This window comes from Fictibacillus sp. WQ 8-8 (assembly GCF_024494405.1).
Lineage (GTDB): Bacteria > Bacillota > Bacilli > Bacillales > Fictibacillaceae > Fictibacillus_C > Fictibacillus_C marinisediminis.
The window spans coordinates 703,922-717,696 of record NZ_JAMXKG010000003.1; the positions used below are offsets into that span (position 1 = coordinate 703,922).

General features: G+C 45.3%; 15 protein-coding genes. All 15 read left to right on the plus strand.

What is annotated here, in order from left to right; all coding sequences use genetic code 11:
- The first annotated feature begins 1 nt into the window (after nt 1).
- From fliY to M1K46_RS09095, 15 genes are read left to right on the plus strand one after another with little or no spacing between them, the layout of a single operon-like run.
- Entirely contained in the window at nt 2–1,144 is a 1,143-nt protein-coding gene (fliY, locus tag M1K46_RS09025; RefSeq protein WP_256225772.1) for a flagellar motor switch phosphatase FliY, read from the plus strand.
- Between the two features lie 18 nt (nt 1,145–1,162).
- On the plus strand, nt 1,163–1,525 hold the full coding sequence (locus M1K46_RS09030) for a response regulator (protein WP_256225773.1): 363 nt from the start codon (nt 1,163–1,165) through the stop codon (nt 1,523–1,525).
- Nucleotides 1,526–1,543: 18 nt separating this feature from the next.
- On the plus strand, nt 1,544–2,221 hold the full coding sequence (locus tag M1K46_RS09035) for a flagellar biosynthetic protein FliO (protein WP_256225775.1): 678 nt from the start codon (nt 1,544–1,546) through the stop codon (nt 2,219–2,221).
- Between the two features lie 52 nt (nt 2,222–2,273).
- Nucleotides 2,274–2,894, plus strand: a complete 621-nt coding sequence (fliP, locus tag M1K46_RS09040) for a flagellar type III secretion system pore protein FliP (protein WP_231689253.1) — start codon at nt 2,274–2,276, stop codon at nt 2,892–2,894.
- Between the two features lie 17 nt (nt 2,895–2,911).
- A complete protein-coding gene (gene fliQ / locus M1K46_RS09045) occupies nt 2,912–3,184 on the plus strand; it encodes a flagellar biosynthesis protein FliQ (protein WP_053354481.1) in 273 nt (90 codons plus the stop codon).
- Nucleotides 3,185–3,188: 4 nt separating this feature from the next.
- Entirely contained in the window at nt 3,189–3,959 is a 771-nt protein-coding gene (fliR, locus tag M1K46_RS09050; protein WP_053354480.1) for a flagellar biosynthetic protein FliR, read from the plus strand.
- Nucleotides 3,960–3,964: 5 nt separating this feature from the next.
- A complete protein-coding gene (gene flhB / locus M1K46_RS09055) occupies nt 3,965–5,038 on the plus strand; it encodes a flagellar biosynthesis protein FlhB (protein ID WP_175501852.1) in 1,074 nt (357 codons plus the stop codon).
- 30 nt (nt 5,039–5,068) lie between these two features.
- Nucleotides 5,069–7,102 carry a flagellar biosynthesis protein FlhA gene (flhA, locus tag M1K46_RS09060; protein ID WP_053354479.1) on the plus strand — a complete coding sequence of 678 codons (2,034 nt, stop codon included), beginning with the start codon at nt 5,069–5,071 and terminating at the stop codon, nt 7,100–7,102.
- Entirely contained in the window at nt 7,099–8,223 is a 1,125-nt protein-coding gene (flhF, locus tag M1K46_RS09065; protein WP_256225776.1) for a flagellar biosynthesis protein FlhF, read from the plus strand. The genes flhA and flhF overlap by 4 nt, the downstream gene beginning before the upstream one ends.
- Nucleotides 8,216–9,100: a MinD/ParA family protein gene (locus tag M1K46_RS09070; protein ID WP_091005449.1), complete on the plus strand. Its 885-nt coding sequence runs from the start codon at nt 8,216–8,218 to the stop codon at nt 9,098–9,100. Before flhF ends, M1K46_RS09070 begins: the two co-directional genes overlap by 8 nt.
- On the plus strand, nt 9,088–10,140 hold the full coding sequence (locus M1K46_RS09075) for a protein-glutamate methylesterase/protein-glutamine glutaminase (RefSeq protein WP_305584588.1): 1,053 nt from the start codon (nt 9,088–9,090) through the stop codon (nt 10,138–10,140). Before M1K46_RS09070 ends, M1K46_RS09075 begins: the two co-directional genes overlap by 13 nt.
- A 15-nt stretch (nt 10,141–10,155) precedes the next feature.
- A complete protein-coding gene (locus tag M1K46_RS09080) occupies nt 10,156–12,156 on the plus strand; it encodes a chemotaxis protein CheA (protein WP_256225777.1) in 2,001 nt (666 codons plus the stop codon).
- 22 nt (nt 12,157–12,178) lie between these two features.
- Nucleotides 12,179–12,646 (plus strand): chemotaxis protein CheW, encoded by a 468-nt coding sequence (locus M1K46_RS09085; protein WP_091005455.1) that lies wholly within the window; start codon nt 12,179–12,181, stop codon nt 12,644–12,646.
- Nucleotides 12,646–13,287, plus strand: a complete 642-nt coding sequence (locus M1K46_RS09090; RefSeq protein WP_053354473.1) for a chemotaxis protein CheC — start codon at nt 12,646–12,648, stop codon at nt 13,285–13,287. Before M1K46_RS09085 ends, M1K46_RS09090 begins: the two co-directional genes overlap by 1 nt.
- Nucleotides 13,280–13,768, plus strand: coding sequence for a chemotaxis protein CheD (locus M1K46_RS09095; protein ID WP_256225781.1), 489 nt, complete (start codon nt 13,280–13,282; stop codon nt 13,766–13,768). Before M1K46_RS09090 ends, M1K46_RS09095 begins: the two co-directional genes overlap by 8 nt.
- Nucleotides 13,769–13,775: the final 7 nt, after the last annotated feature.

Sequence of the window (13,775 nt, forward strand, 5' to 3'; positions counted from 1 at the left end):
CATGGTAGGCGGAAATATGCTCTCGCAAGATGAAATTGATGCATTGCTGAACGGAGGAGACTCTTCTTCAGAAGACGATGTCTCGATAGAAGATTACCTGAGTCCAATGGAACAGGATGCACTAGGAGAGATCGGAAATATATCTTTTGGCAGTGCCTCAACAGCGCTTTCAACCTTGCTGAACCAGAAAGTGCAGATTACAACTCCGGCTGTTTCGATTGTAACGAAAGAAAAATTAAAGGATGAATTCCCGATTCCCCACGTGGCAGTACAGGTGGAATATGTGGAAGGCATTCAGGGAGCAAACCTCCTTGTGATCAAGACTTCTGATGCTCAGATCATCGCAGACCTCATGCTTGGAGGAGACGGAACAAATCCTTCACCTGACTTTGGGGAGCTGCAGCTCAGTGCGGTGGGTGAAGCGATGAATCAGATGATGGGATCAGCTTCCACGTCGCTTTCTACGATTTTTAATAAGCGGGTGGATATTTCACCGCCTACAATTGACTTTTTAGACATCGATTCCCCCGCTCCTGTCATTTCGAATGAAGACATCCTTATAAAAGTTTCGTTCCGCCTGAAAGTAGGTGGCCTCATCGACTCGAATATTATGCAGCTCGTACATACAGATTTTGCACAAAATCTAGTAAAAGAGCTCATGAATCCTGAGCCGATGGCAGCTGGTCCGTCTGATATTCCGGAGAGTGTTCCGGTGGCGCATCCAGTAATGGAAGAGCAAGTTTCCATCCATAATGAGCAGCCTGTGGCCAACGAAGTTCCAAGAGCAGAGCAGGCTGTTGAACCAGCACCTCAGCAAAGAACCGTTTCAGTACAGCCGGCCATCTTTTCTGACTTTGAAGAAAGCGGCAGCACGTTCACAGAAACGAAAAACCTTGATATGCTGCTGGATATCCCGCTTCAGGTAACAGTCGAGCTGGGAAGAACGAAGAAAAGCATAAAGGATATTCTGGAATTATCACCAGGTTCTATTCTGGAATTGGACAAGCTTGCAGGAGAACCGGTTGATATTCTTGTGAATCAGAAGCTGATCGCCAAGGGTGAAGTGGTCGTCATTGATGAAAACTTCGGGGTGAGAGTCACCGAAATCGTAAGCAGAAGAGACAGACTTCAAAATTTAAGATAATAACAAGGAGGCAAAATAATGGCTAAACGTATTTTAGTAGTAGATGACGCAGCATTTATGCGAATGATGGTAAAGGACATTCTTGTCAAGAACGGTTTTGAGGTTTGCGGAGAGGCTGGAGACGGGCTGCAGGCGGTTGAAAGCTTTAAAGAACTGGCTCCTGACCTTGTTACTCTTGACATCACAATGCCTGAGATGGACGGCATCACAGCCTTAAAAGAAATTAAGAAGATCAATCCGAACGCGAAAGTGATTATGTGCTCAGCCATGGGACAGCAAGCGATGGTCATCGATGCAATCCAAGCTGGGGCAAAAGATTTTATCGTCAAACCGTTTCAGGCTGACAGGGTTATTGAAGCGATCAATAAAACATTAAGTTAACATCAGGTGGTGCAGCAATTGAGCAAGTTTATAAGGTGCACGACAATCGTACTTTTCTCCTTCCTGCTCCTTTTTAACGGATATCAAGCTGTTTCTGCAGAAGAAGGAGGAAGTTCCCGAGCCTCTTCTGCAGAATGCAAGACCGTTTATGAATGTCTGGATAAGAAGGCAGAAAAAAGCGAAAGCGGTAAGAAGCAGGAAAATGTTCAGGAACAGTCTTCCCTTACGAGCGGAGGAAGCAGTTTTCTCACGTTTGTTAAGGTTATTATCGCCCTGGGATTTGTACTGTTTCTATTGATTTATTTACTGAAATTTATTCAGCGCAGAACGAAGAACTTTCAAGAAGGAAAGGCTCTGCAGTCTGTTGCCGGTATCGGTGTCGGTGCCAACCGATCCATACAGGCTGTCAAAGTCGGCTCAAGTGTCCTTATTGTCGGGGTCGGTGAATCGGTCACTCTTTTGAAGGAAGTAACCGACGAGGAGGAAGTTGAGAAACTGCTAAGGCAGGATCCGGCAGAAACGCCGAAACTGCCGATGAGGGCGGGAGAAATGTGGAACAGCCTTAAGAAAAAAAGACAGTCGGCTTCACCTTCCGCTGATTTTTCCAGTGTCATGAAAGCGCAGCTTGAAGAAATGACAACCGAGAGGAAATCAGTGTTAAAAATGCTTGGCAAGAAAGGAAAAGCGGATGAGTGATCTACTGCCAGGACTCAACCTGGATCTATTAAACAATCATAGCTCTGGCGGCATGGAAACCACGATACAGTTATTGCTTCTGCTGACGGTTTTATCACTGGCACCCAGCATCTTAATTCTCATGACGTGTTTTACTAGAATCGTAATCGTTCTGTCTTTTGTAAGAACGTCACTGGCGACCCAGCAGATGCCTCCCAACCAGGTACTTGTCGGCATCGCACTCTTCCTGACATTTTTCATCATGGCCCCCACCTTTCAGGAGATCAACCATGATGCGATCGGCCCGCTCATAAAAGGAAAGATTACACAGGAGGAAGCCTTTGATAAAGGGACTCTGCCTTTAAAGGAATTCATGACAAAGCATACGAGGGAAAAGGATCTCCAGCTTTTCTTGAATTACTCCGGTGCGAAGAAGCCAGAAAAAATAAAGGATATATCGTTATTGGCCCTCGTCCCTGCCTATGCGATCAGTGAATTGAAATCGGCCTTCCAGATGGGATTCATGATCTTTGTTCCATTTCTTGTTATCGATATGGTAGTGGCAAGTGTTCTGATGGCGATGGGTATGATGATGCTTCCGCCGGTCATGATCTCGCTCCCTTTTAAAATCCTGCTGTTTATTCTCGTTGACGGCTGGTACTTGATTGTGAAATCTCTATTATTAAGCTATTAAACAAGTAGGTGTATCGTATGAATTCAGAATTTGTTATATCCATTGCTGAAAAAGGGGTCTACACGACACTCCTGTTATGTGGTCCGCTCCTCGTAATCGCCCTGGTTGTCGGTCTCATCGTCAGTATCTTTCAGGCGACCACCCAGATTCAGGAGCAGACACTGGCTTTTATCCCTAAAATAGCAGCGGTGCTGATCGCACTCATATTTTTCGGGCCGTGGATGCTTTCTCAAATGGTAACGTTCACGTATGAAATATTTAATAATTTAAATCACTTTGTAGGCTTGTAACAGCATGGATTTTTTGAATTCGTTCCCTGCTTTTCTATTAATCTTAGTCAGAGTCGGTTCCTTTTTTGCAACCGTACCGATTTTCTCTTATAGAAACATACCGAACGTACATAAGGCAGGGCTGGCTGTTTTCCTTTCCTGGATCATGCTTTACGCCCTTGGATCCCCTGAAGTTTCAGTTAACAGCGACTTCATCGTCCTGATCTTTAAGGAAGCGCTTGTCGGCCTGTCGCTTGGTCTGATCGCCTCCATCCTGCTCTTTTCGATTCAGGTTGCAGGGGGATTCATCGATCTGCAGATGGGGTTCGCCATCGCCGGGGTGTTTGATCCGCAAACAGGAGTTCAGACACCGCTGATTGGTAAATTTTTATACAATCTGGCCATCTTGTTTCTATTTGCACTGAACGGCCATCACATGCTGATCGACGGATTATTTTACAGCTATTCTTTTGTACCTCTCACTGACATGCATTTTGGATGGGGAGATGGAGAAGTTGCAAGGCACGCAGTCTCCGTGTTTTCTGCCATGTTTGTTATCGCATTTCAGATGGCGCTCCCGATCGTAGGCTCGTTGTTTCTCGTCGATCTCGCTTTAGGAGTAGTTGCGCGGACTGTTCCTCAGGTCAATATTTTTGCAGTTGGCCTTCCGATAAAAATTATTGCAGCATTCTGCATCTTGTTCGTCATCATGCCGGCGTTTTTTATGAGCGTACAGTACTTGAGTGATGAGATGTCACAGGCCATGAGGAAGCTGCTCATGTTGCTTCAGGAGTGATACCCATGCCATTACACATTGATTTGCAGTACTTTTCAGGCGAGAAAACCGAAAAAGCCACTCCAAAGAAAAAAGAAGAAAGCAAGAAAAAAGGACAGGTTGCCAAAAGCGCGGACGTGAACACTGCGGTTACCTTATTCGCCGCTTTTTTAATGCTTTGGTTCACCGGCAAGACGGCCGCCGGGAAACTGCTTCACCTCGTGAACTATTCGCTGCAGAACGGTTTGTCGCTCGAGCCGACAGAAGAAAATGTTCAAATGCTGTTTGTCCATCTCGTCGAGGAGTCAGCAGGCATCGTTCTTCCTGTATTGCTGACTGTTCTAGCCGCTGGTGTTTTTGCGAGTTTTATCCAGACCGGATTTTTGTTCTCGGCAGAAGCTGTCCAGATGAAGCTTGAAAGGCTCAATCCGCTGCAAGGGTTTAAAAAAATCTATTCCATGAGAGCAGTGGTCGAACTAATTAAATCCATATTGAAGATTTCCATTATCGGTACAGTTACCTTTCTGGTGATCTGGAATAAAAAAGACCAGCTGATGAAATTATCGCAGGTCAGCCTGGAATCTGCACTTGGCATCTTTGGCGGTTTGGCTTTTCAAATGGGGTTTTATGCTTCTCTCGTTCTTCTCTTTCTTTCTTTGCTTGATTTTATGTACCAGAAATTTGATTTTGAGAAGAGCATCCGGATGTCCAAGCAGGACATCAAGGATGAATACAAAAAATCAGAGGGTGACCCGAAAATCAAGTCAAAGATTAAAGAGAAACAGAGACAGATGGCCATGAGAAGGATGATGCAGGAAGTGCCAAAAGCCGATGTGATCATCACCAATCCTACCCACTATGCAATCGCATTAAAATATGACGATCAGAGAATGGAAGCTCCTGTCGTCGTAGCTAAAGGAGTAGATTTGATCGCGCAAAAAATAAAAAAAATAGGTGCGGAGAACCGGGTGGCTTTAGTCGAGAACAGGCCGCTCGCCAGAACCCTCTACAGCCGGGCTGAGATCGGTGATGTTATACCTGAAGATCTGTTTAAGGCAGTCGCTGAAATATTGGCTTATGTCTACCATTTAAAGAAATAAGTGCAGCAAATGTAAGGAGAGAAGGAAAAAATGAAAGCAAGAGATATTAGCATTTTAGTCGGGGTAATCATGATCATCGCCATGTTGATCATTCCTTTGCCTACATGGCTGCTCGATTTCTTTATCATCATCAACATCACATTGGCGCTTATCATCATATTAATTTCTATGAATATGCAGGAGCCGCTGCAGTTTTCCATTTTTCCTTCATTGCTGCTGCTCGTAACACTTTTTCGGCTCGGTCTGAATGTATCGACGACGAGGTCTATTCTGGGGTACGGAAAAGCGGGGAACGTGGTCCATACATTCGGAGAGTTTGTGGTAGGAGGCAATATTTTAGTCGGAATTGTCGTCTTCTTTATACTAGTAGTCATTCAATTTATCGTTATCACAAAAGGATCAGAACGTGTTTCTGAAGTGGCGGCCAGGTTTACTTTGGATGCGATGCCTGGGAAACAGATGAGTATCGATGCTGACTTGAACGCAGGGATGATCTCAGACCGTGAAGCGAAAGAAAGACGAGAAAAGGTAGAGCGGGAATCAGATTTCTACGGGGCGATGGACGGTGCAAGTAAGTTTGTAAAAGGAGATGCCATTGCCGGGATCATTATCGTCCTGATCAACATGCTGTTCGGTATTATTATCGGCATGACGCAGATGGGATTAAGTTTTGCCGAAAGCGCGCACACGTTTACATTGCTGACGGTGGGTGACGGGCTTGTGAGCCAGATTCCGGCATTGATTATTTCTACCGCCACCGGGATCATCGTTACAAGAGCCGCTTCTGAAGGAAATCTGGGATATGATATTTCAAGACAGATTCTAGCCTATCCTCATATGCTCATCGTGGCAGCAGCTACCATCATCGCCTTAGGGCTTTTCACACCGATTAACGATTTTGTTACCATCTCCATTGGAGGCCTTATCGCGATTGGCGGATATCTGCTGATAAAAGCAGAAAATCAACAAAAGGAAATGAATGAAGTCATCGAAGAAGACATTCAAACAGAACAGCTTAAAAGTCCGGAAAGTGTCATCAGCCTGCTGCAGGTCGACCCGATTGAATTTGAGTTTGGGTATAGCCTGATTCCTCTGGCAGATACCAATCAGGGCGGGGACCTGCTGGACCGGGTCGTCATGATCAGAAGGCAGCTGGCACTTGAACTTGGCATGATTGTTCCGGTTGTCCGGATTCGTGACAATATTCAGCTTCAGCCGAATGAATACAGAATTAAGATCAAGGGCAATGAAGTGGCGCAAGGGGAACTGCTTCTGGATCATTACCTGGCGATGAGCCCGGGAATTGAAGATGAAGCGATTCAAGGGATAGATACAGTGGAGCCCGCGTTTGGACTCCCAGCCCAATGGATCTCCGAAGACATGAAGGAACGGGCAGAAATGTCGGGATATACCGTAGTGGATCCCCCGTCCGTCGTTTCTACCCATCTGACCGAAATCATTAAGAAGTTCGCTCATGAACTGATCGGCCGCCAGGAGACAAAGCAGCTCATCGACCATATGAAAGAAAGCTATCCTACACTGATCGAGGAAGTAACACCTGATCCGCTTTCTGTCGGGGAAATTCAGAAAGTACTGTCTAAATTATTAAAAGAAAAAATATCCATCCGAAATCTCCCTGTTATTTTTGAGACGCTGGCTGATTTCGGAAAAATGTCCAGAGATATTGATCTATTGACTGAATATGCAAGGCAGGCCCTTTCAAGACAGATATCAAAACAATACGGACAGGATAATCAGCCATTAAAAGTCATTACGCTGGGCGGATCGGTCGAGAAAAGAATAGCAGATCACGTACAGCAGACAGAGCATGGCAATTATCTGTCGCTAGATCCGCAAGATTCTCAGCTTATTTTTGACCATATCTCAAAAGAGCTTGAACAAAGCAGGAGTTTTGGGCAAACGCCGGTCCTCCTCTGTTCGCCCGCAGTGCGCATGTATGTAAGGCAGCTGCTCGAACGGTACATGCCTGATCTTGTCATCTTATCGTATAACGAGCTGGAGCCGGAGCTGGAGGTTCAAAGCATAGGAGTAGTGAATATATGAAGGTGAAAAAATACAGCGCTCCTACCATTCAGGAAGCTATGAAAAAAATTCGGGGAGAGCTTGGAAGTGAAGCGGTCATTTTGCAAAGCCGGGAGGTCCAGACCGGTGGTTTTATGGGGTTCTTTACAAAGACGAGCATTGAAGTAGTTGCTCTTCTTGATGCAGAACCGGTGCCTGCCACCAAAAAACATCCGGTGAACAGGCAAGATAGTCCTCCGTTGCAGAATGAACCAGACAAAATTGCGAAGAGTTTAACCCAAGACATCAATGAATTGAAACAGATGGTAAAACGATTGTCATCTGGGGATTCCGGCCCTGTCATCCATGAATCCATCCAGTTCTGGGAAGGTTTCTTACGGAATCGCGGTCTGAGTGAATCTGTGATTGCCTCAATCGTTTCAGAGATGGCAGAGAAGTGTGACTTGCTGCATGGCAGCGAAAAGAAAGACATTGATTGGTTTCCCTGGATTTCAGATTGGATGCTCAGCCGGATCACGAATGATGGATGGAACGGTTTTAACTATGAAACAAAATATTTAAACGTCATGGGACCGACGGGAGTTGGCAAGACGACTACCTTGGCGAAGCTGGCAGCAAAAGCCAAGCTGAATGATGGGAAAAAGGTTGCTTTTATCACAACAGACACTTACCGGATCGCTGCGATTGAGCAGTTGAAAACTTATGCCGCCATTTTAGATGTGCCGATAAAAGTAGCGCACAGTGCAGAAGATTTTCAGCTGGCAAAACGGGAGTTCAGCGAGTGTGATTTGGTATTGACCGACAGTGCGGGCCGCAATTTTCTGAACAGCACGTACGTCCATGAACTTCAGGGCCTTCTGGAATCAAAAGTTGAGATGACGAACTATTTGGTCTTATCATTAACTTCCAAATTTGAAGATATGAAAAAGACGATCGAGCAATTTAAAGAAGCGGGTATTGATCGATATATTTTTACAAAAAAGGATGAAACGTCATCGCTCGGTTCCTTGATGAACCTCTTGATCGAGGAGCGTATATCAGCCGCTTATATTACAAATGGACAAAATGTTCCTGACGATATATTTGAACCAAAACCGGAAGATATCATTGAAATGTTCTTAGAGGCAAAAGTGAATGCGTGATCAAGCTGAAATTCTGCGTTTGAAGATAGAAGCGGCTTCATCTGATCAGCCGACGAAAGTATTTTCCGTTTTGAGCGGAAAGGGCGGAGTCGGCAAGTCCAACGTAGCGGTGAATTTTTCGCTGGCACTTAGCAAGCTGGGAAAGAGGGTGCTGCTGGTTGACCTTGATATCGGGATGGGAAATGTCAATCTTCTGCTAGGGTCCCCTTCTCGTAGAACGATCGTTGACCTTCTGGACCAGCGGCTTTCTATCTGGGAAATCATTGAAAAGGGCCCTGGCAATCTAAGCTTTATTGCCGGGGGGAGCGGCCTCACCCGGATGGTTGATATGGACGAAAGAAAATCAGCATTCTTTGCTGCGCAGCTCCAGGACCTTTCCAGTATCTATGAATATATCGTTTTTGACATCGGGGCGGGTGTTTCAGAGACAAGCCTGAATTTTATCATGGCCGGGCATGAAGCTATCCTTGTTACAACCCCGGAGATTACGTCTGTTACCGATGCCTACTCTATGATCAAAATGCTTCATGCCAGATGCCCTGAACTTCCGGTTTTTACGGTAGTCAATCAATGCCGGAGTACCCGGGAGGCAATGGAAGTTCATCAGCGTTTGGCAAAGGTTACAAGTGAGTTTCTTAACAAAGAGATTAAGAATCTTGGATCTGTTCCTTTTGATCCTTCCGTTCAGCTCGCTGTAAAGCGGCAGAAACCGTTTCTGCTGCACCAGCCCCGGTCACCAGCAAGTGCTGGGATCATCAGAGCGGCACATCAGTTCTCAGGGAATGTGAAAGAAGAACAGTCTATTAGCTATCAGCGTTTTATTGAAAGGCTCACGGCTTTTTTTAAGAAAGGCAGAGATGAATCTTGGAAAAGATAAAAGTTTTGGTGGCTGACGACTCTGCTTTTATGCGAAAGATGATCAGAGATATGCTGAATTCTGCAGAAGGCATTGAGGTTGTCGGCTCAGCAAGAAACGGGGAAGAAGCGTTCAGCAAGGCGATGGATCTTAATCCGGACGTCATAACAATGGATGTCGAGATGCCGGTGCTTACCGGAATAGAGGCGGTAAAAAAAATTACAGCCTTGAAAGAGATACCGATCATCATGCTCAGCAGCACAACAAAAACTGGGGCAGACAATACGATTCTTGCAATGGAGGCCGGGGCGTTTGACTTTATTGAAAAGCCTTCGGGAGCGATTTCCTTGGATATCGAAAAAGTGAAGGTGGAACTGATTCTTAAAGTAAGGTCGGCGCTCAAGAATAGAAAAATTGGCGACAGCTCAACGGATAGACATTCAAATCATTGTTTCAATACCGGAAAGATGATTTCAACATTACATAAGCCGGCCGGCCAAAAGGTGATCTTAATCGGTGTTTCTACCGGGGGCCCTAAAGCTCTTCACCACGTGTTTTCCAAGCTGCCGGGTAACTTATCCCTGCCTATCGTTATCGTCCAGCATATGCCGAAAGGATTTACGGCTTCGCTTGCCGACAGGCTTGATTCCATATCAAAAGTGAAGGTAAAAGAAGCAGTGGACGGCGAGATGTTAAGGGCGGGAACAGCTTATCTGGCACCAGGAGGGTATCATGTGGAACTGAGGCAGGATAGAGAAGGACTGGCTATATCATTAAATACGAGTGATCCCGTAAGAGGACACCGGCCTTCTGTGGATGTTCTGTTTAACAGTGCATCTGCTGTAAGGTGCCATGCGATGGCTGTTGTGTTAACGGGTATGGGTTCGGATGGTTCTTCCGGCATTTTAGCAATAAAAAAAGCAGGGCCATCGCTGATCATTGCGGAGTCTGAAGAGTCTTCCGTCGTATACGGCATGCCAAAAGCAGCCGCTGCTACCGGTGTAGTAGATCAAGTTGTTCATATTAAAGATATTGCTGACAGTATTTTAAATTTTGTTTAGGCAGGGTGAAACCAGATGGAAATGAGTCAATACTTGGATATTTTTATTGAAGAAAGTAAAGAACATTTACAATCAATGAATGAACAGGTTCTGCTTTTGGAAAAACAGCCTGATGAATTATCGATCGTTCAGGAAATTTTCCGTTCAGCCCACACGCTGAAAGGAATGTCTGCTTCAATGGGTTATGAAGATCTAGCGAACCTGACTCATATTATGGAAAACGTGCTCGATGGCATAAGGAATCACAAGCTGACCGTTACGCAGGACCTCCTGGATGCTTTGTTCGTTTCCATTGATCACCTGGAAGAGATGGTGTTATCCATTGGCAACGGAGGAGATGGAAAAAAAGACGTGGAAGATATCGTACGCCTTCTTCATGCCATCGAGTCCGGAAAGAGCGAGGAGCCTCCTCAAAATAAACAAGAACAGAGCAAGGCAGGACAAGCGATATTTGATGAATATGAATTGACGATCATGAAACAGTCACTTGAGCAAAACTTCCACGTATACCAAATATCTGTCGAACTTCGCGATGATTGTCTGCTAAAAGCCGTAAGGGCGTACATGGCATTTGAAACATTGGAGCAGATGGGTGAAGTGGTGAAATCAGTCCCTTCGGTAGATCTTATCGAACAGGAAAAATTCGAACGGGAATTTCAAGTAACCCTCATTTCAAAAGAACAGCCTGAGACCATTCAAAACAACCTTTTGAAGGTGTCTGAGATTGATAAGGTTTCAATAGAAAGTATTATGGCAGAACACATTGTTCAGAACGAAGCAGAAGAGGCGGATCCGGAGGAAGAAAAGACTGGAACTGATATGAAGGGCGAGCCCGCTCAAAAAACATCTTCCGCATCGGCCGGAAGTAAAACAATCAGAGTTAGCATAGACCGGCTGGACCGCCTGATGAACCTTTTTGAGGAACTGGTCATCGACAGGGGACGCCTTGAGAAGATATCAAAAGACTTGAAAAGCAATGACTTGAATGAAACGGTCGAAAGGATGTCGAGAATTTCATCTGATCTGCAGGACATCATTTTAAACATGAGAATGGTGCCTGTAGACCAGGTGTTTAACCGCTTTCCGCGTATGATACGGGGATTGGCAAAAGACCTTGGAAAATCAGTTTCTCTTGAGATAACGGGGGCAGAAACAGAACTTGACCGGACGGTGATCGATGAGATCGGTGACCCGCTTGTTCACCTGCTGCGAAATTCCATTGACCATGGAATCGAGAAACCCGAAAAGAGGGCTGAAGCGGGGAAAAGCGAGATCGGTACGATCCATCTTAGGGCGTACCATAGCGGAAATCATGTGTTTATCGAAATTCAAGATGATGGAGCAGGAATTAACAGGCACAAAGTACTCGAACGCGCCATTGAGAGAGGAATTGTAAACCGGGAATTATCAGAAGATTTCACAGATAAACAAGTTTTTGAATTATTGTTCGCATCTGGCTTTTCAACAGCGGACGTTATCTCTGACATATCTGGAAGAGGGGTCGGCTTAGATGCAGTGAAAAATAAAATTGAATCGTTAGGCGGTTTCGTCACTGTAGATTCAAGGGAAGGCAGCGGTTCTTCTTTATTTTCAATCCAGCTTCCCCTGACGCTTTCCATCATTTCTTCCATGCTCGTGAAGGCAGGGGAAGAAACGTATGCCATTCCTCTTTCCTCTATTATAGAAACGGCGCTGATAAAACAGAGCGATATCATGACCGTCCATCATCAGCCAATGATTGATTTCAGGGGCAAAGTAGTTCCGCTTATTTCGTTGAGCGAACTGTTTGAAGTGCCTGGACCGGGCTGGGATGAAAAGGACAGAAGTTCTGTAGTCATTGTTAAAAAAGGAGACAAGATGGCGGGGCTTGCTGTGGATTCCCTGATCGGCCAGCAGGAGATTGTTTTGAAATCGCTTGGGAATTACCTGGCATCCGTCTTTGCAGTTTCGGGCGCAACCATTCTGGGTGATGGTCAAGTTGCTCTTATTCTAGATTGTAACGCACTTATAAAATAACCATATACGGAGGTAGTCTGACATGAACGGACAAGAGATAAAAGTCATTGTATTTCAATTAGAAAACGAAGAATACGGCGTAGATGTACACCAGGTGAAATCGATCGAGCGAGTTTCTCATATTACAAGAATTCCAAGAACTCCCGGGTTTGTAAAAGGTGTGATTAATCTTAGAGGAATTGTAACCCCGATTATTGATCTTCGCAGCCGATTCGGAATGGAAGAAAAACAAACGGATGAGAACACGAGAATTATTATTGTAAATACGGATGAGATGGAAGTCGGCCTGATCGTTGACTCCGCAAATGATGTGCTTGACATTCCTACTGCGGATATTGAGCCTACACCAGAGGTGGCAGGCGGAATAAACGCAGAATATCTGGACGGTGTTGCTAAGATTGGGGATAGACTGCTGATTCTACTCCAGTTAGACAAAGTGCTGAACAAAGAAGAAGTCACACAATTACATTTAATCGGTAATCAGGGATAATGGCCGGATATGCACGCTTGACGGGTTTTCATTTGGATGTACTGAGGGAAGTCGGAAACATAGGCGCAGGGCATGCGGCTACCGCTCTCTCAGAACTTCTCGGGAAAACCGTAGATATGAGGGTACCTTCAGTGAATATTGTCTCCCTTCAGGAGATGACAGAACTCCTTGGAGGAACAGAAACGGTTGTGGCTGCAGTCTACCTGCGGATGCTTGGTGACGCTCCAGGATCGATGTTCTTCATGCTTCCCCTGAATCAGTCAAAAAAGCTTGTCAGCCATCTGTTAGCCGGAGAACCATATGACCCGGCTGAAGGTGTGTATTCCGAACTGACCCTGTCTGCCCTGCAAGAGGCGGGCAATATCCTTTCCGGATCTTACTTGTCGGCCTTATCCGATCTTACAGGAATGAACATACAGCCATCTGTTCCATCACTGAGTATAGATATGGCAGGTGCTATCCTGGGCTATGGATTGATTGAAATATCGAAATCAAGTGATTACGCAATTATTATTAACACGTCACTTACCGAACCGGAAAACATGCACTCGGACAGTATACACGGATACTTTTTTCTGCTGCCTGATCCTGATTCGTTTGAAAAAATATTTGATGCGCTTGGAGTGCCTTTGCATGAGTGAAGTGATTAAAGTTGGCATAGCAGAAATCTCCTATGGAGGACCGGCCGCGTTTATCCGGACAACCGGCCTTGGATCTTGTGTAGGCATTATCCTTTATGATCCGATAACAAGGATGGCAGGTATGGCACATGTCATGCTGCCGGATTCATCAATGTCAAGAACACCTGAAGTTAATGAAGGGAAGTTTGCAGATACGGCTGTAAAAGCTCTTGTGAAAAATCTGGAGACACAAGGTGTCAAGAAGATCCGGCTGAAAGCTAAAATAGCAGGCGGGGCACAGATGTTTCAATTTTCTTCAGGCCAGGAATCCATACGGATCGGCCCGAGGAATGTGGAAGCTGTGAAGAGCGGACTGGCGGATTTAGGGATACCGCTGGTCGCTGAGGATACGGGCGGAAACAAAGGAAGAACGATTGAGTTTAACACAGACACATTTGAGCTGATGATCAAAACCGTACACCAAAAAGAGTTCATCATTTAAAAAACTG

Bases quoted from the DNA above. Each gene is read 5' to 3' on its own strand.
- M1K46_RS09090 (WP_053354473.1), top strand. From the start codon at position 12,646: ATGGCCGGATATGCACGCTTGACGGGTTTTCATTTGGATGTACTGAGG.
- fliP (WP_231689253.1), top strand. From the start codon at position 2,274: ATGGAAACCACGATACAGTTATTGCTTCTGCTGACGGTTTTATCACTG.
- flhB (WP_175501852.1), top strand. From the start codon at position 3,965: ATGCCATTACACATTGATTTGCAGTACTTTTCAGGCGAGAAAACCGAA.
- M1K46_RS09080 (WP_256225777.1), top strand. From the start codon at position 10,156: ATGGAAATGAGTCAATACTTGGATATTTTTATTGAAGAAAGTAAAGAA.
- fliR (WP_053354480.1), top strand. From the start codon at position 3,189: ATGGATTTTTTGAATTCGTTCCCTGCTTTTCTATTAATCTTAGTCAGA.
- fliY (WP_256225772.1), top strand. From the start codon at position 2: ATGGTAGGCGGAAATATGCTCTCGCAAGATGAAATTGATGCATTGCTG.
- M1K46_RS09095 (WP_256225781.1), top strand. From the start codon at position 13,280: ATGAGTGAAGTGATTAAAGTTGGCATAGCAGAAATCTCCTATGGAGGA.
- fliQ (WP_053354481.1), top strand. From the start codon at position 2,912: ATGAATTCAGAATTTGTTATATCCATTGCTGAAAAAGGGGTCTACACG.
- M1K46_RS09030 (WP_256225773.1), top strand. From the start codon at position 1,163: ATGGCTAAACGTATTTTAGTAGTAGATGACGCAGCATTTATGCGAATG.
- flhF (WP_256225776.1), top strand. From the start codon at position 7,099: ATGAAGGTGAAAAAATACAGCGCTCCTACCATTCAGGAAGCTATGAAA.
- M1K46_RS09085 (WP_091005455.1), top strand. From the start codon at position 12,179: ATGAACGGACAAGAGATAAAAGTCATTGTATTTCAATTAGAAAACGAA.
- flhA (WP_053354479.1), top strand. From the start codon at position 5,069: ATGAAAGCAAGAGATATTAGCATTTTAGTCGGGGTAATCATGATCATC.
- M1K46_RS09070 (WP_091005449.1), top strand. From the start codon at position 8,216: ATGCGTGATCAAGCTGAAATTCTGCGTTTGAAGATAGAAGCGGCTTCA.